The organism is Paeniglutamicibacter sp. MACA_103 (assembly GCF_045798555.1).
Taxonomy (GTDB): domain Bacteria; phylum Actinomycetota; class Actinomycetes; order Actinomycetales; family Micrococcaceae; genus Paeniglutamicibacter.
The window spans coordinates 152,095-171,882 of the sequence record NZ_JBIXLN010000001.1 but is presented as its reverse complement, the minus strand read 5'-3'; the positions used below and the strand labels follow the sequence as shown (position 1 = coordinate 171,882).

At 65.0% G+C, this 19,788-nt stretch carries 18 protein-coding genes and 2 tRNA genes; 8 read left to right on the top strand and 12 right to left on the bottom strand.

Annotated elements, in window-relative coordinates; genetic code table 11:
• Positions 1–64 precede the first annotated feature (64 nt).
• The gene (gndA, locus tag ACIPVK_RS00765) at positions 65–1,504 is read right to left on the bottom strand and encodes an NADP-dependent phosphogluconate dehydrogenase (protein WP_407610072.1); all 1,440 of its coding nucleotides are present in this window, start codon (positions 1,502–1,504) and stop codon (positions 65–67) included.
• A gap of 212 nt (positions 1,505–1,716) precedes the next feature.
• Between gndA and ACIPVK_RS00760 the strand changes: the two genes are divergently transcribed.
• The 4 genes from ACIPVK_RS00760 (at position 1,717) to ACIPVK_RS00745 (ending at position 4,181) form a co-directional block, all read left to right on the top strand.
• Entirely contained in the window at positions 1,717–2,442 is a 726-nt protein-coding gene (locus tag ACIPVK_RS00760) for a FadR/GntR family transcriptional regulator (protein WP_407610071.1), read from the top strand.
• A gap of 74 nt (positions 2,443–2,516) precedes the next feature.
• Complete coding sequence (locus ACIPVK_RS00755) at positions 2,517–2,996, top strand: DUF2975 domain-containing protein (RefSeq protein ID WP_407610070.1); 480 nt, start codon at positions 2,517–2,519, stop codon at positions 2,994–2,996.
• Positions 2,996–3,226: a helix-turn-helix domain-containing protein gene (locus ACIPVK_RS00750; protein ID WP_407610069.1), complete on the top strand. Its 231-nt coding sequence runs from the start codon at positions 2,996–2,998 to the stop codon at positions 3,224–3,226. Before ACIPVK_RS00755 ends, ACIPVK_RS00750 begins: the two co-directional genes overlap by 1 nt.
• A gap of 136 nt (positions 3,227–3,362) precedes the next feature.
• On the top strand, positions 3,363–4,181 hold the full coding sequence (locus ACIPVK_RS00745; protein WP_407610068.1) for a ferritin-like domain-containing protein: 819 nt from the start codon (positions 3,363–3,365) through the stop codon (positions 4,179–4,181).
• Positions 4,182–4,347: 166 nt separating this feature from the next.
• Here ACIPVK_RS00745 and ACIPVK_RS00740 read toward each other — a convergent pair whose 3' ends face one another.
• From ACIPVK_RS00740 to ACIPVK_RS00725, 4 genes are all read right to left on the bottom strand, one after another.
• Positions 4,348–5,388 carry an L-idonate 5-dehydrogenase gene (locus ACIPVK_RS00740; RefSeq protein ID WP_407610067.1) on the bottom strand — a complete coding sequence of 347 codons (1,041 nt, stop codon included), beginning with the start codon at positions 5,386–5,388 and terminating at the stop codon, positions 4,348–4,350.
• Positions 5,378–6,151 carry an SDR family oxidoreductase gene (locus tag ACIPVK_RS00735; RefSeq protein WP_407610066.1) on the bottom strand — a complete coding sequence of 258 codons (774 nt, stop codon included), beginning with the start codon at positions 6,149–6,151 and terminating at the stop codon, positions 5,378–5,380. The genes ACIPVK_RS00740 and ACIPVK_RS00735 overlap by 11 nt, the downstream gene beginning before the upstream one ends.
• 38 nt (positions 6,152–6,189) lie before the next feature.
• On the bottom strand, positions 6,190–7,593 hold the full coding sequence (locus tag ACIPVK_RS00730; RefSeq protein ID WP_407610065.1) for a GntP family permease: 1,404 nt from the start codon (positions 7,591–7,593) through the stop codon (positions 6,190–6,192).
• 61 nt (positions 7,594–7,654) lie between these two features.
• Complete coding sequence (locus tag ACIPVK_RS00725) at positions 7,655–8,170, bottom strand: gluconokinase (protein ID WP_407610064.1); 516 nt, start codon at positions 8,168–8,170, stop codon at positions 7,655–7,657.
• A 294-nt stretch (positions 8,171–8,464) separates the two neighbouring features.
• Here ACIPVK_RS00725 and ACIPVK_RS00720 point away from each other — a divergent pair, with 294 nt between their 5' ends.
• Positions 8,465–8,650, top strand: a complete 186-nt coding sequence (locus tag ACIPVK_RS00720; protein WP_407610063.1) for a CsbD family protein — start codon at positions 8,465–8,467, stop codon at positions 8,648–8,650.
• Between the two features lie 134 nt (positions 8,651–8,784).
• Here the strand turns inward: ACIPVK_RS00720 and ACIPVK_RS00715 are convergent.
• The 7 genes from ACIPVK_RS00715 to ACIPVK_RS00685 all read right to left on the bottom strand — a co-directional run bounded on the left by ACIPVK_RS00715 (position 8,785) and on the right by ACIPVK_RS00685 (position 14,182).
• Positions 8,785–8,857, bottom strand: a tRNA-Val gene (locus tag ACIPVK_RS00715).
• A 210-nt stretch (positions 8,858–9,067) separates the two neighbouring features.
• The gene (locus ACIPVK_RS00710) at positions 9,068–10,342 is read right to left on the bottom strand and encodes an MFS transporter (protein ID WP_407610062.1); all 1,275 of its coding nucleotides are present in this window, start codon (positions 10,340–10,342) and stop codon (positions 9,068–9,070) included.
• 48 nt (positions 10,343–10,390) lie between these two features.
• Positions 10,391–11,563, bottom strand: coding sequence for an acetylornithine deacetylase (gene argE, locus ACIPVK_RS00705; protein WP_407610061.1), 1,173 nt, complete (start codon positions 11,561–11,563; stop codon positions 10,391–10,393).
• A 449-nt stretch (positions 11,564–12,012) separates the two neighbouring features.
• Positions 12,013–12,897, bottom strand: coding sequence for a methylenetetrahydrofolate reductase (locus tag ACIPVK_RS00700; protein WP_407610060.1), 885 nt, complete (start codon positions 12,895–12,897; stop codon positions 12,013–12,015).
• Between the two features lie 226 nt (positions 12,898–13,123).
• Positions 13,124–13,196, bottom strand: a tRNA-Val gene (locus ACIPVK_RS00695).
• A gap of 113 nt (positions 13,197–13,309) precedes the next feature.
• The gene (locus tag ACIPVK_RS00690) at positions 13,310–13,804 is read right to left on the bottom strand and encodes a redoxin domain-containing protein (protein ID WP_407610059.1); all 495 of its coding nucleotides are present in this window, start codon (positions 13,802–13,804) and stop codon (positions 13,310–13,312) included.
• A gap of 3 nt (positions 13,805–13,807) precedes the next feature.
• Positions 13,808–14,182: a DUF3052 domain-containing protein gene (locus ACIPVK_RS00685; RefSeq protein ID WP_407610104.1), complete on the bottom strand. Its 375-nt coding sequence runs from the start codon at positions 14,180–14,182 to the stop codon at positions 13,808–13,810.
• A gap of 374 nt (positions 14,183–14,556) precedes the next feature.
• Between ACIPVK_RS00685 and aceE the strand changes: the two genes are divergently transcribed.
• From aceE to ACIPVK_RS00670, 3 genes are all read left to right on the top strand, one after another.
• Complete coding sequence (gene aceE, locus ACIPVK_RS00680) at positions 14,557–17,304, top strand: pyruvate dehydrogenase (acetyl-transferring), homodimeric type (RefSeq protein WP_407610058.1); 2,748 nt, start codon at positions 14,557–14,559, stop codon at positions 17,302–17,304.
• A 213-nt stretch (positions 17,305–17,517) separates the two neighbouring features.
• The gene (locus tag ACIPVK_RS00675) at positions 17,518–18,783 is read left to right on the top strand and encodes a PucR family transcriptional regulator (RefSeq protein ID WP_407610057.1); all 1,266 of its coding nucleotides are present in this window, start codon (positions 17,518–17,520) and stop codon (positions 18,781–18,783) included.
• 77 nt (positions 18,784–18,860) lie between these two features.
• Positions 18,861–19,784: an ACP S-malonyltransferase gene (locus tag ACIPVK_RS00670; RefSeq protein ID WP_407610056.1), complete on the top strand. Its 924-nt coding sequence runs from the start codon at positions 18,861–18,863 to the stop codon at positions 19,782–19,784.
• Positions 19,785–19,788 lie beyond the last annotated feature (4 nt).

The window sequence follows — 19,788 nt, the reverse complement described above, 5'->3', positions numbered from 1 at the left end:
AAAGCACGAGGTGGTGCCCCCGGAGATCCGGGGACACCACCTCGTGCGGTGAAGCAGGTGAAGACTAGTGGGTGTCTTCGGCTTCGATCTCGGTCTTGTCGCCGCTCCACTGGGTGTGGAACGAGCCCTCGACGTCGACGCGGTTGTAGGTGTGCGCACCGAAGAGGTCGCGCAGGCCCTGGGTCAGCGCGGCCGGCAGGCGCTTGCGGCGCAGGCCGTCGTAGTAGGCCAGCGAGGAGGAGAACACCGGAACCGGCACGCCCAGCTGGACGGCGGTGGCAACCACGCGGCGCCAGGCCGGAACCGCGGCGGCGATGGCCTCGGCGAAGGCCGGGGCGAAGAGCAGGTTCGCCGGCTTTTCGTCCGCGGCGTAGGCCTTGGTGATGTCGGCCAGCAGGGCGGCGCGGATGATGCAGCCCTCGCGCCAGAGCGAGGCGATCTCGTCGAGCTTCAGCTCCCAGTTGTATTCCTTGCCGGCGCTCGTGAGCATGTCCAGGCCCTGGGCGTAGGAGACCAGCTTGGAGGCGAAGAGCGCCTGGCGCACGTCCTCGACGAAGTTCTCGCCCAGTTCCACGGCGACCTCGTGGCCCTGAAGAACTTCCTGGCCGATGGCGCGCATCTCGCGCTGCGAGGACAGGCCGCGGGCGAACACGGACTCGGCGATGGCCGAGGTCGGGGAACCGAGGTCCAGGGCGGACTGCACGGTCCAGCGGCCGGTGCCCTTCTGGCCTGCGGAGTCGACGATGACGTCGACCAGCGGCTTGCCGGTCTTGGCGTCGGTGTGCGCCAGGACCTCGGCGGTGATTTCGATGAGGAAGGAGGCGAGCTCGCCCTTGTTCCATTCCTCGAAGATCTCTGCCTGCGCGGCGGGCTCGAGGCCGGCGCCGGTGCGCAGCAGGTCGTAGGCCTCGCCGATGACCTGCATGTCGGCGTATTCGATGCCGTTGTGGACCATCTTCACGAAGTGGCCGGCACCGTCGGTGGAGATCCAGGCGCAGCACGGGGCTCCGTCGATGGCCTTGGCGGAGATCTTTTCCAGCATCGGGCCCAGCGCGTCGTAGGACTGCTTGGAGCCGCCGGGCATGATGGAGGGGCCGAGCAGGGCGCCCTCTTCGCCGCCGGAAACGCCGACGCCCACGAAGTGCAGGCCCTTTTCCGCCAGTGCGGCCTCGCGGCGGCGGGTGTCGACAAAGTTGGAGTTGCCGCCGTCGATGATGATGTCACCCTCGTCCAGCAGCGGGACCAACGAATCGATGACCGAGTCGACGGGGCCGCCGGCCTTGACCATGATCAGCACGCGGCGCGGGGTCTCGAGGTTCTGGACCAGCTCTTCCAGGGTCTCGGTGCGGATGAAGTCGCCCTCGTCGCCGTGGGCCGCCAGCAGCGCGTCGGTCTTGGCGACCGAGCGGTTGTGCAGCGCGACGGTGTATCCGTTGCGGGCGAAGTTGCGGGCGAGGTTTGCGCCCATGACGGCTAGGCCGGTGACGCCAATCTGTGCAGGCATGAAGTCTCCATCGTTGCGATTTTGCTGGGCCGGGCGAATACCGGCACGAAGGAGCGCCGGGCACGGCTCCGTGACTTCTACCCACTTTAGTTTGTCAGGCGTGTCCATTGCCAGAAGAACACGCTTCGTTGCCATAAGTTGCCCCGGAAACACGTGCTTTATTGCGTGTTCACTGGGGATTTTGCGTTGTTGTTTGCCGATAGGATTGGGTCATGCCCAATAGCCTGCACCAACGAGCCGTCGACCATCTCGGAAGCCGCATTGTCGACGGATCCCTGCCCGCCGGCGAGGTGATCCTGGCCTCCGAGCTGGAGAGCGAATTGGGCGTCTCCCGCTCCGTCGTCCGCGAGGCCGTCCGCGTGCTGGCCTCGGCTGGGCTGGTGCTTTCCACCAAACGTGTCGGGATCCGGGTGTTGGCCGCTGAGCACTGGAACCCCTTTGACCCGCTGGTCATCAGGTGGCGCCTGGCAGGGGACGGACAGGGCGCGCAATTGCGCTCGCTCACCGAGCTGCGCGTTGCCGTCGAACCCATGGCCGCCGAGCTGGCGGCCGAGCATGCGCCGCCCGAATTTTGCGGAGAGCTGCTGAACCTGGCGGCCCGGATGCGCCACGCCGGCCGTTCCGGGGACCTCGAGGCGTTCCTGGAGCTGGACATCCGCTTCCACGCACTGGTGCTTGCGGCATCGGGTAACGAGATGTTCGCAAACCTGGCCAATCCGATCGGCGAGACGCTGCGCGGCCGCACCGAACTCGGCTTGATGCCCGAACGCCCCCACGAGGAGGCGCTGGCTTGGCACCAGGCGGTCGCCGACGCGATTTCCGCCCACGAACCGCACCGGGCACGCGAATCCATGGAACTGATCATGCGCCGCACCAACCAGGAAATCTGCGGCGTGTGGGCCGATAGGCCACGGCTCTTCCCCCAGCCACACAGCTAGCCCGCCGCGCCACGTTTGACCGGCAGGCCACGTCGACGATTGACAATCGATAGATACCTATCGATACTCGATATATGAAACGATCTGTCATCCTCGCCCTGCGCGTGTTGCTCGCGCTCATCTTCCTGGTCTTGGTCGTCGGCCAGGTGTTTGTCATCCCCGGTTTCGCGACCGGATCGGCGACGGATCTTCCCGAGGTTGCCTTCCTGGCGGGCCCCTACACGGTCATTGGCATCATGGGGATCGCCTGCGTCCAGGTGGGACTGATCGCCACCTGGGTACTGCTGTCAATGGTGTACCGAGGCGCGATCTTCACGGAACATTCCTTCCGCTGGGTCGATGTCATCATCGGCGCGGCCATGGCCCTGACCTTCCTCACCCTGTTTGCGGGTGTCCATCTCCTGTTCGTCGTCCGGGTCGGAGGGCCCGGCCTGTATCTGGCGGTGGCCGCGGCGGGCATCGCCGGCGCCTCCATCGTCCTGCTCATGATGGTCATGCGGGGATTGCTCCGCAGTGCCACCACGCTCGAAAACGAGCTCGCGGAGGTCGTGTAATGGCCATCATCGTGGACATCGACGTCGAACTCGCGAGGCGAAGGATTTCGGTGAACGACTTCGCCGAGGCCGTCGGGATTTCCCCGGCGAACATCGCCGTCCTCAAGAACGGGAGGGCGAAGGCCGTGCGGTTCAGCACCCTCGATGCCATCTGCCGGGTCCTGGAGTGCCAGCCGGGGGACGTCCTGCGTTGGGTCCCCGACGATAGCGAGACCCCGACGACCTCCTGATCTGCCGGGCGGCCGGGCAACACGAACCCCGTCCACCGCATCACCTCAACCTGCGCTTCACGCGCCGAGTCCCGGCGCGACACATCACATTCATGCTCACGGCATGCCCTGGGGCGTGCCACGGATTGGAGACACGATGACCAAACCACTCAGCGGGAAAACAGCATCGACCGGGAAGCAGCGACCCGCCGCCTTCGCAAGCTGGCTTGCGCATTTTCGGTCCAACCCGGAGCGTCAGCGGCGGCTCGAAGCGGGGATCGACTGGGACCAGCCGACAACCCTCGACGAACCCACCAGGCGGGCGTTCATCCGCTCGTTCCAGCGCTTTGAGATCGGCGAAAGCGGCGACGGCAAGCACCTCCTGGCCAAGGCGGCGCTCGAAGGGGACCCGACGTACCTGGCAGCACTTGGACTGCTGGTGGCCGAGGAGCAGAAACACTCCGCGCTTTTCCGCCGCGGCCTGGACCACCTGGATGCCCCCAGCATCGAGGCGCACTGGTCGGACGCCGCGTTTACCGTCCTGCGCCGGATGCTCGGGCTGCGCACCGAACTTGGCCTGTTCCTGATCGTCGAGTCGGTGGCCATGGGCTATTTCACCGCGATTGCCGAACGCGCCCCGGATCCGGTCCTGCGCGGCATTGGCCGCCGGATTGCCACCGACGAGCGGGACCATATCCGTTTCCAGATCGATCGATTGCGCCAAGGTTTCCGCCGTACTCCCCGTGCGGGACGGCTGGCCGTCGGGCTGGCCTGGGGCATCGTCGCTGCCGGGGCCTCGACCGTGCTTGCCCTCGACCACGCCCCGGCGCTGCGCGCCTGCGGATTTGCACCCGCGGAATATTGGCGTCATGCCATGAAAGAATTCCGGCAGGCGGCCGCATCGGTGCTGACCAACCCCGACGCCGATCCACTTGGCCCGCTGGCGATCAACGACCAAGATCCCGCCCCCTGGTGAACCGGCGGCAAAGCCCGAAGCACCGCCGGGGACGCCGGCACCGCGCCGAAACGCCTCCCGCAGCGGTGGTTAAGCAACGAGGCGCCGCCCCGGTTCTCGAAGTTCGGACCGGGGCGGCGCCTTGGCTTATGGATGCGCCTGGATTCTTGGCCGACGGATCGCGCGGCTAGAACTTCAGCAGGACCTTGCCCGATTCAGCGGAGTTCTTCGCCACGGCGAAGGCCGCAAGGGCATCGTCGACGCCGAACTCGTGGGTGACGATGGCCGAGACATCGAGCGTTCCGTCGGCCAGCGCGGCCAGCACGTGGTCGATCTCGTCGTTGAAACGGAAGGACCCGACCAGCTCGAGTTCCCGGGTGATGGCCAGGGAGATCAGGGCGGGCTGCTCGCCCGAGGGCAACAGTCCGACCATGACGATGCGCCCTCCGCGCGCGGCGCCGCGCACCGCCGAGGCCAGGCCGCGGTCATTGCCGCTGGCCTCGATGACCACGTCGGCCTCGACGGCGGCGATGGCCTCAACGTCGTCGGCCTTCAGCGTGGCCGAAGCGCCGGCGGCCGTCGCGATCTGCAGCGGCCTTTCGAACATGTCCACCGCGATGATCTCGGCCGCTCCGGCGCGCTTGAGCACCGCGACTGCCAGGGCACCGATGGGTCCGGCGCCGATGACCATGACTCGCTTGCCGGCGACGTCCCCGGCGCGCGCGACCGCGTGCCAGGCCACGGCGGCCGGCTCGGCCAGCGCCGCATCGCGCAGCGAAAGCCCTTCGGGCAGCTCGCGCAGCATCCGCGACGGCAGGTTGGCCATGGTGGCAAACGCGCCCTCGGTGTGCGGGAAGCGCGCCGCGGAGCCCAGGTAGGTGCAGCCCGGGGACAGGTTGGGCCGCTCCTCGGGATAGCGGGCGCCGGTGCCGCCGGGGGTGGCCGGGTGAACGGCGACACGGGTCCCCGCGGCCGGGCCGCTGCCGTCGGCCGCCGCCACGCTCACGGTGCCGACGATCTCGTGGCCCAGCACCATGGGGGCCTTGAGGATGGACTCCCCCGCGGCGCCGTGCATCCAGTAGTGCAGGTCCGATCCGCAGATCCCGCCGTAGGCGATCGCGATTTGCGCCTCGTCGGCGGCGGGCGCCGGCACCTCGATGGCCTCGACCCGCAGGTCGCCGGCGGCGTGGGCGACGACCGCGGTGGCGGTGGTGGTGTTAGACGACAACTGTCATGCCTCCGTCGATGAAGATGGTCTGGCCGTTGACGTAGTTCGAGCCGTCCGAGGCCAGCCACACGGCGGGTCCGGCCAGGTCGGCCACGGTGCCCCAGCGCCCGGCCGGGGTGCGGCCCAGGATCCAGGAGTTGAACTTCTCGTCGTCCACCAGGTTCTGGGTCATCTCGGTGTGGATGTAGCCCGGGGCGATGCCGTTGACCTGCAGCCCGCCGGACGCCCACTCGGCCGTCATGGCCCGGGTCAGGTTGCGCAACCCGCCCTTGGCGGCCGTGTAGGCGGAAATGGTGGGTCGGGCCAGGTCCGTCTGCACGGAGCAGATGTTGATGATCTTGCCTTCCCCGCGCTCCAGCATGCCGCGGGCGGCCTCGCGGCCCACCAGGAACGCGCTGGTCAGGTTGGTGTCCAGCACGCGCTGCCAGTCCGCCACGTCGAGGTCCAGCATCGGGACGCGGTGCTGGATGCCGGCGTTGTTCACCAGGATGCGCAGCGGGCCCACCTCGGCCTCGATGGCGGCGATGTTCCGCGCCACGGCCGCGGCGTCGGTGACGTCGAAGGCGTAGGAGAAGATGCGCTCCGCGCCGTAGCGGGCCGTGAATTCGGCCGCCGTGGCCGCCAGGGTCTCGGGATTGCGTCCGTGCAGCACGAGGGTGGCACCGGCGTCGGCCAGGCCGGCCGCCAGTTCCCGGCCGATGCCGCGCGAGGATCCGGTGACCAGCGCGATGCGCCCGGTGAGGTCAAAGAGGTTGCTGCCCATGGGCTTTCCTTGTCTTGGTGTTGTTGGAGGGAGCGCGGCTAGAACGCCGCGGCGACGGCGTAGATGAAGTACGCGATGGCGAAGCCGACGACGCCGACCAGTGCCTGTCCGACGGTCCAGACCTTCAACGTGGTCTTGACGTCCATGCCGAAGAAGCGGCTGACCAGCCAGAAGCCGGAATCGTTGACGTGGCCGGCGAAGACGGAGCCGGCGGCAAGTGCCAGCACGATGGCCACGACCTCGATCTGGTTCAAGTCGGCGTTGCCCACCACAACGGGCTGGATGATGGCGGCGGCGGTGGTCAGGGCGACGGTGGCCGAACCCTGGGCGACGCGCACCACGGCGGCGATGATGAAGCCGGCGACGATGATCGGCAGGCCGAGGGCGTCGAGCGAGTCGGCCACGGCGTCGCCGATGCCACCGGCGCGAAGCACGGCACCGAACATGCCGCCGGCGCCGGTGATCAGGATGATCGAGCAGACCGGGCCGAGCGCGGAGTCGACCACGGTCTCGACGAGGGTCTTGTCCTTGTTCTGCTTGTAGCCCAGCAGATACATGCCCAGCAGCACGGTGATCAGCAGCGCGACCGGGGTTTCGCCGACCAGGCGCAGGATCTGGACCCATTGGGTGCCCTTGTCCACGATCCCGGCGGAGGCCAGGGTGTTCAGTCCGGTGTTCATGAAGATCAGGATCAGCGGGAGCAGCAGCAGGGTCACCACGGTGCCCAGCTTCGGCTTGGAGGCGAAGTCGTGCTGCTCCTGCTCGGTGCCGGCCAGGATGTCGGGGATGGCGATGTTGAACTTGCGGCCCACGTACTTGCCGTAGAGGTGGCCGGCGACGTACCAGGTCGGCAGCGCGACGACGAGGCCGAGCAGCAGCACCAGGCCGACATTGGCCTCAAGCAGGCCGGAGGCGGCAACCGGGCCCGGGTGCGGCGGCACGAAGATGTGCATGACGGAGAAGGCGGTGGCGGCCGGGAAGGCGTAGCCCAGGAAGGAGCCGCCCAGGCGGCGTGCCACGGTGAAGATGATCGGCAGCATGACGACCAGGCCGGCGTCGAAGAAGATCGGGAAGCCGAAGAGCAGCGAGGCGACGGACAGGGCCAGCGGTGCGCGCTTCTCGCCGAACTTGTTGATCAACGCATTGGTGAGCACCTCGGCTCCGCCACTGGTCTCGAGCATGCGCCCGAGCATGGCGCCCAGGCCGACCAGCAGGGCAACGGAGGCCAGAGTGCCGCCGAATCCGCCGGTCAGTGTCGGTATCACGGATCCCACCGGGATGCCGGTGGCCACAGCCGTCAGCAGTGAGATGACGACCAGCGCCACGAACGCGTGGATGCGCCATTTGATTATGAACAGAAGCAGCAGCAGGATCGCGCCCACGGCAATGGAGAGGAGCGCGGGTGTGCCCAGCGTCCAGTTCATGACTAACTCTTCGGTCATCATTGTCCTTCGGAGGTGTAAGTGTGTCGGTGGTGTGAATGGAACCAGGCGGTTCCGGAGGCTAGCGGGTCTTGAGGGTGCTGGCCACGTGGGCCACGATATCTGCCGGGCTCTGGCTGACGTCCACTTCGATGGCGGGTTCGTCGGCTTCGATGGCTTCCAAGGTGTTCAGCTGCGAGGCGAGCAGGGTCGAGGGCATGTATTCATGGTTGCGCTCGTCAAGCCGATGCTGAATGAGGTCAGCCGTGCCGCGCAGGTGGATGAAGAGTGTGGCCGGCTCATGGGCACGCAGCAGGTCGCGATAGCTGCGCTTGAGTGCGGAACATGCGATGACCGCCGGGATGCCGCTTTCGGAGCTCTTTGACAACGCTTCCCCAATGGTTGCGAGCCACGGTTCGCGGTCGCTGTCATCGAGTGGCTGGCCGGCAGCCATCTTCACCTTGTTGGATACCGGGTGAAGATCGTCACCGTCAATGAACGTCGCGCCGAGTTCTTCGGCCAGCATGTTGCCCACCGTCGATTTGCCGCATCCGGAAACGCCCATGACGATCATGGGCGGGTTGGCAAGGCTGTTCATCGTCACTCCATCGTGGATCCGAAAGTAATGTCCGACATAACAACGTGATGCCCAACATAAATCTGATTTATACAGAATAGGGCCCGCCCGCGTGGGTGTCAACCGACCTTTTTCCACAATCTTTGGAACGCCTCCCGCATGCCCGCAATCGCCGCCATCATGCGGATGCAACGGCCATGGACGAGGGCAGTGGCAGCCGCCTTTCGACCCTTTCCCGACTGTTCCCAGAAAATTCCAAGGTCGGCTTCCTAGCGTGGGGAGGGTCCAGGCAAGATCAACGAAGGGAATTCCACCATGGGACTCGGAGACAAGATCAGCAACAAGGCACAGGAAGTCGCAGGCCAGGCCAAGGAAAAGCTTGGTGACGCCACGGATAACGAACAGTTGCAGGCCGAAGGCCTCAAGGACCAGGCCTCAGCAAAGGCCAAGCAGGCCGGGGAACACGTGAAGGATGCGGCCAAGGACATTACCGGCAACTGACCTTCTCCCCCGAACCACCTTTTCAGGCGGGCACGGGGGGTGACCTCCAGCCCGGCGCATCGGCGCGTTCGGCTTAACGAAAAGATCCCTCGGGGTAAACGACTTCCGTCGCTTACCCCGAGGGATCTTGCCTGTGGGCCCTACCGGGATCGAACCGATGACATTCACGGTGTAAACGTGACGCTCTACCAGCTGAGCTAAAGGCCCCAGAAGCAACCACCTGGCCGGAAAAATTCCGATCGAGTGCGTTGCAACAAGAAGATAATCTAATACAGACTTCCCTGACTTGGCAAATCAGTTCCTCCGATGCGCCGTGTCTCGCCCCGTCCTGCAGCTGGGAAGGTTGACCCGGCCGGGCTGAGCGGGGTGTCGGCACGTCCCTGAAAACGACGAACCGACACCCCGCACCGCAGCGGACTAGCGTTGGTTGTAGCGCTTGCGCACGAAGTACAGGCCTACGAGCGAGATCACGGCAATCGCCATGTAATAGAGGCTGGGCGCGTTCAGCGAACCCGTGACGCTGAGCAGCCAGGTCAACACGAGCGGCGCGATGCCGCCGAGCAGGGTCACGCCGACGTTGTAGGTGACGGCTAGGCCCGTGCCACGGATGGCCGCCGGGAACAGCGATGACAACAGCGCCGGCAGCGGGCCGAAGTAGAAGGCCATGAGCACGCCCAACAGGGCGATCACGATGATCAGCACCGGCACCGTCGGATTGGTGACCATCAGCTGGAAGAGCGGCCAGGCCAACAGCAACGCGGCGATCGCGGAGTAGGTCATGACCTTCGCCGGACCCACCCGGTCGGCCAGGTGCCCCACGAATGGAACACCTATGAGAACGACCATGCCGGCCACGACGCCGCCCAGGAACGCCGCGGTGGCGGGGATGTTCAGGTTCTTCACGGCAAAGGTCGGCATGTACAGGATCATGTAGACCGAAATGGTGGCCACGCCAATCACCGCGGAGCCGGCAAGCAGGCGCCCGTAGTGGTGCACCGCCAGGTCCTTCAACGGCGTCTTGGTCTTCTCGCTGTTGACGAATTCCTCGGTCTCGGCGAGCCGCGCACGGATGTACAGGCCCACGGGGCCGATCAGCAGGCCCACGAAGAACGGCACGCGCCAGCCCCAGCTGTAGAGTGCCTCCTCGGACAGCCACTGGGTCAATCCGTAGCCGAAGGCCGAGGCCAGCAGCATCGAGGCGCCCTGGCTGGCGACCTGCCACGAGGAGTAGTAGGCCTTCCTGTGCGGGGCGGTCTCGATGAGGAACGCGGTTGCGGTGCCGAACTCTCCGCCGGCGGAGAAGCCCTGGATCAGTCGCGAGAGCAGGATGATCACCGCACCCCAGATGCCCACCATCGCGTAGGTGGGTGCCAGTGCCATGATCAGCGTGCCGACCATCATCAGCATCAGCGTCAGGGTCAGCGCGTTCTTCCGGCCCTTGCGGTCGGCATAGCTGCCCAGCACCATGCCGCCCAGCGGACGGATCAGGTACGAAATCGCGAAGGTCGCGAAGGTCAGCAGCAACGCGACGGTGCCGTCGGAATCCGGGAAGAAGTTCTCGGCGATGACGACCGCGAAGGTTGCGTAGACGATGATGTCGAACCATTCCAGGGCGGCGCCGATGGAACTGCTGATCACCGCCTTTTTGGCAGCTGCGAGCTGCTGTGGGGTGACAGTTAATGCCTCAGCCATGTGGTGTTCCTAGGGCAGTATGTGAATGTGGGGGTGTTGCGCGAAAAATCAGGCGCTCAGCGAGGCAATGAGGTTCTCAATGAATGCCTCGCACTGCGCGATTTGGTCCAGCTCGATGAACTCGTCCGGGGCATGGGCCTGGGCGATGTCGCCGGGACCGCAGACCACGGTCGGAATGCCGGCGTTGAAGAACAAGCCGGCCTCGGTGCCGTAGGTGGCCTTGTCCGGGCTGGCGGTGCCACCCAGTTCGGCCGCCAGGGCGACGATTCCGGCGTCTTCCGGGGTGTCCAGGCCGGGGGTCTGGGCCAGCACGGTGAATTCGACGCGGGCCACGGCGTTCTGCAGCTGCAGGTCGGCCTCGATGCGCTTGGCCTCTGCGCGGAAACGCTCGATGAGCTCGGTCGGGTCGTCGGCCGCAATCGAGCGGAACTCGAAGTGGAGCGTGCATTCGGCCGGGATCGTGTTGACCGCGATGCCACCCTCGATCTTGTTCACCGTGGTGGTGGTGTGCGGGACGATGAACGCATCGTCGAACGGGCCGTCCTGGGTGAATTCACGGGCGGCGGAGTCGACGAAGGCGGTGAACGCAGCGGCGGCGGAAATCGCGTTGACGCCCTGCGTGGTCAGGGACGAATGGGCCGCGACTCCGTGGAAGTCGACGCGGATGACGTTGACGGACTTGTGGCCTCGGACCACGCGCATGCTGGTGGGCTCCCCCACGATGCATCCGCGCGGGTTCAGCCCGGCCTCGGTGATGGCGGCGACCAGGTCTACGGCGCCGATGCATCCGACTTCCTCGTCGTAGGAGAAGGCCAGGTGGATCGGTTCGCTCAGTTTGGCCTGGGTGATCGTTTCCAGCTTGGCCATGATCACGGCGACGAAGGACTTCATGTCGCTGGTGCCACGAGCGTAGAGCTTGCCGTCACGGATCTCGGGGACGAACGGGTCGCTGCTCCACGCCTGGCCGTCGACCGGGACGACGTCGGTGTGTCCCGAAAGCACAATGCCGCCGGTGCGGGTGCCGTCGACGGCGGGGATGGTCGCCAGGAGGTTGGCCTTGGTGCCTTCAGCGTTGTGGACCAGGGTCGATTCGATGCCGAGGGCTTCCAGCCGCCCGACGACGTAGTCGATCAAGGGCAGGTTGCTGTCCCGGCTCGTGGTGTCGAAGCCGATCAGCTTCGTGATTTCAACCATGGTCGCTTCGCTGGGTGCGTGTGACATTGCTACTCCTTGTAGTCATGGGGCAGGCCATTTTGCCAATGGATAAATCTGAAAGGGCTCGCGAAGAGTGTCTCATTCCATGGACAGGGAGACCTCGAGCATGAATGGCCCGCGTAACACGAGGCGGCCCATTGGACGCTGAGGCGGGCATTTTGTTACGAGAATCACGGCGCAGTGCACGGGGCATCCTCGCGCCATGGGTACCCGATCGATCCCGCGCGGCCTGTCTCGATAACTGCGGACGGCGTCAATTTGCGTGCCGGGGCGCCGAAGCGGACCCTATGCGTGCGTCGGCACTTCATTCCGGTTTGGGGTGTCTGCATAGTTTGGCGCGATGGCTTGCCATTGAACAGGCGAACTTTGTGCCTGGAAAATTTTGACTAGGTCGCCCCAGGCAACGGAATTCGATGGGCACTTGTTCGGCTTGCAGAGGCCCTGCGCCCAGGCTCCTACGTGCATGTTCGGTTCGGAGCCATATGGCTGTTCATCCACTGAACACCTTCCGACATCCCGCCGAACGGATACAGGTGGTACAGGATGCTTCCGAGATCCCCCTCGGCAAGCCCGGTCGCGAGTCGATCCCAAAACCGCTCCGCACCGATAACCTGGCTCGGCTCGTCCGTCGCCAGGCCGTACTGCCGCGCAATTTCAGCCGATGGCTCCACGCCAAATTGCCGGGCGAACCCGACGAGCTTTCCGACCGTGGCGGGTCCCGGCACGCCAATCCGAACGGGCGCCTCGATTCCCTCGTGCCGCAATCGCTCGAGCCATCGCACCACGGCATCGGCGTCGAATCCGAATTGCGTCGTGATTTCGACGGAACATCCGGTCGCCTGAAGACTGTCAATCTTCCACTTCAAGCTGGACCAGAGTGTGGCGGTGTCGATTAGCAGATGGCCTTCCGGGTAACCCACGATGCCGACGTGGCGGATGGAGTGACGTTCCAGGACAGTGCTTCCCAGCAGGGCGATGGAGTCCCGGTAGGGGCCGGCCGGAGCCGCCGGGTCGCCGCCGACAAAAATGAAGCGTGATGGCGCAGCCGCTTCGATCAAGGCCCCCAGCAGCTCATCGCGGTCCTTCTCGGAACTCAGACGGCGCGAGGAAATGATCGGGACAGGTTCATAGCCACACTCCCGTATGAAGCGTGCCGCATTGATGCGTTGGGCATGGTCCTCATTGCCAAGGAAGGCAATGTTGATGGGTGTTTTTGTTGGTATGAGGTCTCTTGCGGCTTGAACCTGCGAGATTCCCTTCCCCGTCACGTCCAACGTGTACCAACCGCCCTGGGGCAGCACCCGGGATTCTGGCCGTGGGTCATGATCGGGAATTTCCATCACAGATTTCTTCTGGGGCTGCCGTGCCTATATGCACGCCGAAGGCGGCAACAACAGGCTCTCTCAGCAACTCTCAATAGGCATCTCGAAGGGACTGGCGACGAGCAGGCATGCCCGACGATGGCCGAAACTCTCGCCGCCCATATGGAGCCAACACGAGGCAACAAGGCGGAACGTGAACTCGGCCCATCCCGCGAGGATGCGAGTCCTGGCATGCAACTTTGAGTGGGCCCTACCGGGATCGAACCGATGACATTCACGGTGTAAACGTGACGCTCTACCAGCTGAGCTAAAGGCCCTGGCACTACTGAATTCGTTTGGTTGATAATCCGCCGGAAGTGTTCGTGACAAGAATATGACTGTGGCAACGTACCCGCCCGAGCTGTCGAATAGACGCAAAGATTATCGACAACTATGAAGTGAGTAGGTCCATCGCCTCTCGGTAGCGCGCGATGGCGCGCGCCTGATGGATGGGTGAACTAAACGAATCCACCACACGTCCCTTCTGGATGAGGAACGTGTGGCGCGTTGCCGCGCCGGACTCGGTATTGAAAGCGCCATAGCTCTTCGCTACGGCACCGTGCGGCCAGAAATCGGCCAACAGGTCAAACCCGAAATGGGCCTGGTCTGCGTAGGTGCGCAATGCGAATTTGTGATCCACCGAAACACCCATGATGCGGGCGTTTGCTGCGGCAAATTCCTCACGAACCCTTTCGAGCTCTTCCAGTTCCGACCCGCAGACCGCGGAAAACGCGAACGGATAGAAAACCAGGAAGTAGGCCTGCTCCCCCAGTGCGCGGGACTCGATGAGTTCACCGTGCTGGTTTGGGAGTGCAAAACCCGGGGCCGTCTGACCGGCCCGAGGCACCGGGGATAAGCCCCCCGCTGCCGGATCTGATGATTCCACGCGCTAGTTCTTGCGGCGCGCAACGAGTCGAGTGGCCGACCAATCCTCCGAAACACCCTCGGTGTTTGTGACATGGAGGCCTGCGGTGGGAGCATCTGCCTGGATCGAGGCGGGCGAAACATGGCCGTCTCGTCCCGGTTTCGGGGTCAAGAGCCATACGACCCCCTTTTCGTCCAAGTTGACCAGCGAATCGACCAGGGCATCAATCAGATCCCCGTCGTCGGCGCGCCACCAGTAGACGATTCCGTCCACAACCTCGTGGTCTTCCTCTGTCAGTAGCTCGGAACCCACCGCGTCCTCAAGGGAATCGCGCAGATCAAAGTCCACATCGTCGTCGTACCCGAGTTCCTGGATCAGGTCCCCGTCTTTGAAGCCCATTTTGTGTGCGGCTTCGTGCTTTGCCGGTGCGGCGTCGCTCACGTCACTCCTCCTGCTGCTGTAAAGCGTCTGGTTACAACCAAACACCCTTTTTGCGCTGCCATCAAGCGCAGAGGCTTCAACACGCCGAAATAGTGATGACTTCGACCCACTTTCGGCTCTCGGCGCATTGCCTGTTAACTCCAAAACGTCGCATGTGTAGAGCTCGGATACGTTTTGGGTCGTCATGCGCATTAGAGTGTAATCGGCGGTCCGCGACCAACCACCCTTGGGGAACGGGCCACAACTTTGGCGCTTGCACCGCCACTGCGGTTCGAGTCATGCAATCTTGCGCTCGCCCCGCAGTCCCCGCTGTACCCCATAACGAGGAGAAGATGGACGTGGCTGTAGAGGAACACATTTCTCACATCCGTAGCGGCTTGACTAGCCAGTTGCCGGACCGGGATCCGGAGGAGACCGCCGAATGGATTGAGTCCTTCGATGATCTGGTCGAAACCCAAGGCACCGAGCGTGCCCAGTACATTGTTCGTTCATTGCTCCAGCGCGCTGGCGCCAAGAGCGTGGGCGTCCCCATGGTCACCACGACCGACTACGTCAACACGATTCCGGTGGACCAGGAGCCCGAGTTCCCCGGCGACGAACAGATCGAACGACGTTACCGCGCCTTCATGCGCTGGAACGCAGCCGTCATGGTGCACCGCGGGCAGCGCCCCGGTGTCGGGGTGGGCGGACACATTTCCACCTACGCCGGAGCGGCGACGCTGTATGAAGTGGGCTTCAACCACTTCTTCCGCGGCAAGACCCACCCGGGCGGCGGTGACCAGGTATTCTTCCAGGGCCACGCCTCCCCCGGCATGTACGCTCGCGCCTTCCTCGAAGGCCGCTTGAGCGAAGAGGACATGGACGGCTTCCGCCAGGAAAAGTCCCGCGAGGGACATGCCCTGCCGTCCTACCCGCACCCGCGCTCCCTGCCGGACTTCTGGGAATTCCCAACCGTTTCCATGGGCATCGGCCCGATGAACGCCATCTACCAGGCGCAGTCCAACCGCTACCTGCAGAACCGCGGCATCAAGGACACCTCGGACCAGCACGTCTGGGCATTCCTCGGCGACGGCGAAATGGACGAGCCGGAATCGCGCGGTCTGCTTCAGCTTGCCGCCAACGAGAAGCTCGACAACCTCACCTTCGTGGTCAACTGCAACCTGCAGCGCCTCGACGGACCGGTGCGTGGCAACGGCAAGATCATGCAGGAACTTGAGGCATTCTTCCGCGGCGCGGGCTGGAACGTCATCAAGGTCGTGTGGGGCCGCGAGTGGGATTCCCTGCTCGATGCCGACACCGACAACTCGCTGGTCGACATCATGAACCAGACCCCGGACGGCGACTACCAGACCTACAAGGCCGAAAACGGCGCCTTCGTCCGCGAGCACTTCTTCGGAAAGTCCCCGCAGACCAAGGAACTGGTGGCGAACCTGACGGACGAGGAAATCTGGAACCTCAAGCGAGGCGGCCACGACTACCACAAGGTCTACGCGGCCTACAAGGCAGCCACCGAGTTCAAGGGCAAGCCCACGGTCATCCTCACCAAGACCGTCAAGGGCTACGGCCTGGGCCCGCACTTCGAGGCCCGCAACGCCACGCACCAGATGAAGAAGATGACGCTCGGGGATCTGAAGGCCTTCCGCGACCACCTGCGCATCCCCATCACCGACGAGCAGCTTGAAGCCGACCCGTACCTGCCGCCGTACTACCGCCCGGCCGAGGACTCGGCCGAGTACAAGTACATGATGGAGCGCCGCGAGGCCCTGGGTGGTGCGGTGCCTTCGCGCCGGACCGAGTCCAAGGCAATCCACCTCCCGGAGGAGAAGGCCTACGAGGTCGCCGCACGCGGCTCGGGCAAGCAGCAGGCCGCCACCACCATGGCCTTCGTGCGCCTGCTCAAGGACCTGATGCGCGACAAGGAATTCGGCAAGCGCGTCGTCCCGATCGTGCCCGATGAGTCCCGCACCTTCGGCATGGACTCGTTCTTCCCGACCGCGAAGATCTACAACCCGGACGGTCAGAACTACCTGTCGGTGGACCGCGAACTGGTCCTGGCCTACAAGGAGTCCCCGCTCGGACAGCTGATCCACCCGGGCATCAACGAGGCCGGCGCCGTTGCGGCGTTCACGGCCGCGGGCACCGCCTACGCCACGCACGACGAGCCGTTGATCCCGATCTACGTGTTCTACTCGATGTTCGGCTTCCAGCGCACCGGCGATGCCTTCTGGGCCGCCGGGGACCAGATGGCCCGCGGGTTCATCATGGGCGCCACAGCCGGTCGCACCACGCTGACCGGAGAGGGCCTGCAGCACGCCGACGGCCACTCGCCGATCCTTGCCTCCACCAACCCTGCTGTGCTGACCTACGACCCGGCCTACGGGTACGAGATCGGCCACATCATGAAGGCCGGCCTGGAGCGCATGTACGGCGGCAAGCACGAGGACCCGAACGTGATGTACTACATCACGATCTACAACGAGCCCTACCAGCAGCCCAAGGAACCGGAGAACCTCGACGTCGCCGGCATCCTCGGCGGCATCTACCAGGTCTCCCCGGCCACCGTCGACGGACCGCGCGCCCAGCTGCTCGCCTCCGGCGTGGCAGTGCCGTGGACCATCGAAGCCCAGCGCATCCTCGCCGAGGACTGGGGGGTGTCGGCCGATGTCTGGTCCGTGACCTCCTGGAACGAATTGCGCCGCGAGGGCCTGGAGTGCGAGGAGCAGTCGTTCCTTGATCCGGCCGCCGAACCGCGCGTTCCCTTCGTTGCGCAGCAGCTTGCAGGGGCCACCGGCCCGATCGTTGCAGTGACCGACTACATGAAGGCCGTGCCGGACCAGATCCGCCAGTTCGTGCCGAACGAGTTCGCTACCCTGGGCGCCGACGGGTTCGGTTTCTCCGACACCCGCGCCGCCGCACGTCGCTTCTACAAGATCGACGCGCACTCGGTCGTCGTTCGCACGCTGCAGATGCTGGCCAAGCGCGGAGAGGTCGACGCCTCGGCTCCGGCCGCCGCCTTTGCCAAGTACAAGCTCGACGACGTTACCGCCGGCACCAGCGGCAACGCCGGTGGAGACGCCTAACCGGTCCTGAGCACCGGTCGACAGCGGTGGCGCGGATTCCCTTCCACGGGGGTCCGCGCCACCGCTGTTTTTGTGCCCGGATCGTATCGCTCCCGACGGAACCTCCGGCCAATGCCCTCCGGCACGAGGCTCCGACTCGAAGTAGGGCATCGGTCTTCGTTGTGTGAACCATACAAAATAGTTAGCTGGCTCGATGGTGCGTATGCTCGTTCTATGAGTGATGAGCAAACGCCGAATCCTTCGCAGCGGATCCGGCCCTTCCGGCAAGCCAAGGCCAGCCCGGAAACCCTCAAAAGGCTCAAGCAGCACCTGGGCGTACTTTCCACCGTGGCCCTGAAGCACCTCGACCAGTCGCTCCCCTGGTATCGCGGGCTGCGGCCCGAGGAACGCGCGGCGCTCGGCCTGGTGGCCCAAAAGGGCATCGCCTCGTTCGTCTCCTGGTACGAGCGCCCCACCACCTCCCCCCAGTGGGTGCTGAACGACGTCTTCGGCGCGGCCCCCACCGAATTGACGCGTTCCATCAGCCTGCAAAAGGCCCTCCAGCTGATCCGGACCATCGTCGAGGTCGTCGAGTCCCAGGTCCCGGACATCGCCCCGGAAGCCGAACACACGCAATTGCGCGAGGCGGTCCTGCGCTACTCGCGGGAGGTCGCCTTCGCCGCGGCGGACGTCTACGCCCGCGCCGCGGAGACCCGCGGCGCCTGGGATTCTCGTCTCGAGGCCCTGGTGGTGGATGCCGTGATGCGCGGCGAGTCACAGGATTCGCTGCGCTCCAGGATTGCCGCAGTGGGCTGGAAATCGCACGAAAACATTCTGGTGATGATCGGGGCGACCCCGGCTTCCTCGCAGGTCGGATTCGTCAGCGAACTGCGGCGCGCCGCCGCCCGCTATGCCCGCGACTCGCTGGTCGGCGTCCACGGTGAGCGCGCCATCCTGATGCTCGGGGGCGTGGAGGCCGACAGGGCCGGACTGGATAGGCTCGCCAGCTTCTTCGGCGAGGGACCGGTGGTTTACAGCCCGTTGGCACCCACGCTCAAGGAGGCCTCGGCCAGCGCCAAGGCGGCCTTTGCCGCCATCGCCGCGGCCCGCGCCTGGCCGTTGGCACCGCGTCCGGTGGATGCCGATGACCTGTGGCCCGAACGGGTCATGAACAACGACTCCGAGGCCCGCGAGGCGCTGGTTGCCGGGATCTACAACCCGCTGCTGAAGGCAGGAAACGGGCTGATCGAGACGCTCTCGAGCTACTTGTCGCTGGGGCACTCCCTTGAAGGGACTGCCCGGGAACTGTTCGTCCATGCCAATACGGTGCGCTATAGACTTAAAAGGGTCTGTGATGTGACGGGGTGGGATCCATTGGTTCCGCGCGAGGCGTTCGTCCTTCAAACTGCGTTGGTGGTGGGACGGCTGGATGCCGAAACAACGGAAAACTTGCCCGAAACGCGGCAACCGGTGCCGCGGAAGACATCGACCGCCTTGTAGACTTCCTACAAAAGCATGCCGACAAGTCGGTGTGCGAAATCAGCCGTCGTGACCGACATCTTTGGAAAGCTGGAGTAGTGCTAGCAATCGTGTGCCCTGGACAGGGCTCCCAGACCCCCGGATTCCTCTCTCCGTGGCTTGAGGTTCCGGGTGTTTCCGAACATCTCGCAGAACTCTCCGCCATCACGGAGCGCGACCTGACCGCCCACGGGACGGTGTCGGACGAGGAAACCATCAAGGACACCGCGGTGGCCCAGCCGCTGATCGTGGCGGCCGGCCTCGTCGCTGCCCGTGCGCTCTTCGGCGACGCGCTTCCGGCGAACGCCGTGCTTGCCGGTCACTCCGTCGGCGAGATCACCGCCACCGCCCTGGCCGGCGCACTCAGCGAACAGGACGCGATGGTCTTCGTGCGTGAGCGCGCAAACGCCATGGCCCTGGCCGCTGCGGCCACCCCGACCGGCATGGCCGCGGTCCTGGGTGGAGACGCGGAAGAGGTCAACACCGCAATCCTCGCCGCCGGGCTGACCCCGGCCAACGCCAACGGAGGCGGCCAGATCGTTGCCGCCGGCACTCTGGAGCAAATCGAGGGCTTTGCCGCCAATCCCCCGGCAAAGGCACGCGTGATCCCGCTCAAGGTCGCAGGCGCCTTCCACACCCACCACATGGCCCCGGCCGTGCAGGTGCTCGAAGAACTCTCCGCGACCTTGGAGGCCAAGGACCCGGCAACCACGTTGCTGTCCAACTTCGACGGCCAGGCCGTGGCCGGCGGCGAAGCAAACCTTGCCTCGCTGGTCGCCCAGGTCTCTCGCCCGGTCCGCTGGGACAAGTGCATGGAGCAGCTTGCGGCACTGGGAGTCACCGGCATCATCGAACTTGCGCCGGCAGGAACCTTGGTGGGCCTGGCCCGCCGCGGCCTGAAGGGCGTCCCGACCCTGGCCTTGAAGTCCCCCGAAGACCTCGAGGCGGCACGCGCCTTCGTACTCGAACACACCCAAGCATAGGAAG

What these genes read in the sequence shown, in the direction of transcription:
- ACIPVK_RS00685 (WP_407610104.1), bottom strand. Translation starts at nt 14,182, where the DNA reads ATGGGCTTCAAAGACGGGGACCTGATCCAGGAACTCGGGTACGACGAC.
- ACIPVK_RS00750 (WP_407610069.1), top strand. Translation starts at nt 2,996, where the DNA reads ATGGCCATCATCGTGGACATCGACGTCGAACTCGCGAGGCGAAGGATT.
- gndA (WP_407610072.1), bottom strand. Translation starts at nt 1,504, where the DNA reads ATGCCTGCACAGATTGGCGTCACCGGCCTAGCCGTCATGGGCGCAAAC.
- ACIPVK_RS00755 (WP_407610070.1), top strand. Translation starts at nt 2,517, where the DNA reads ATGAAACGATCTGTCATCCTCGCCCTGCGCGTGTTGCTCGCGCTCATC.
- ACIPVK_RS00725 (WP_407610064.1), bottom strand. Translation starts at nt 8,170, where the DNA reads ATGAACAGCCTTGCCAACCCGCCCATGATCGTCATGGGCGTTTCCGGA.
- ACIPVK_RS00710 (WP_407610062.1), bottom strand. Translation starts at nt 10,342, where the DNA reads ATGGCTGAGGCATTAACTGTCACCCCACAGCAGCTCGCAGCTGCCAAA.
- ACIPVK_RS00700 (WP_407610060.1), bottom strand. Translation starts at nt 12,897, where the DNA reads ATGGAAATTCCCGATCATGACCCACGGCCAGAATCCCGGGTGCTGCCC.
- ACIPVK_RS00745 (WP_407610068.1), top strand. Translation starts at nt 3,363, where the DNA reads ATGACCAAACCACTCAGCGGGAAAACAGCATCGACCGGGAAGCAGCGA.
- ACIPVK_RS00735 (WP_407610066.1), bottom strand. Translation starts at nt 6,151, where the DNA reads ATGGGCAGCAACCTCTTTGACCTCACCGGGCGCATCGCGCTGGTCACC.
- ACIPVK_RS00675 (WP_407610057.1), top strand. Translation starts at nt 17,518, where the DNA reads ATGAGTGATGAGCAAACGCCGAATCCTTCGCAGCGGATCCGGCCCTTC.
- ACIPVK_RS00730 (WP_407610065.1), bottom strand. Translation starts at nt 7,593, where the DNA reads ATGACCGAAGAGTTAGTCATGAACTGGACGCTGGGCACACCCGCGCTC.
- ACIPVK_RS00760 (WP_407610071.1), top strand. Translation starts at nt 1,717, where the DNA reads ATGCCCAATAGCCTGCACCAACGAGCCGTCGACCATCTCGGAAGCCGC.
- aceE (WP_407610058.1), top strand. Translation starts at nt 14,557, where the DNA reads ATGGACGTGGCTGTAGAGGAACACATTTCTCACATCCGTAGCGGCTTG.
- ACIPVK_RS00720 (WP_407610063.1), top strand. Translation starts at nt 8,465, where the DNA reads ATGGGACTCGGAGACAAGATCAGCAACAAGGCACAGGAAGTCGCAGGC.
- argE (WP_407610061.1), bottom strand. Translation starts at nt 11,563, where the DNA reads ATGTCACACGCACCCAGCGAAGCGACCATGGTTGAAATCACGAAGCTG.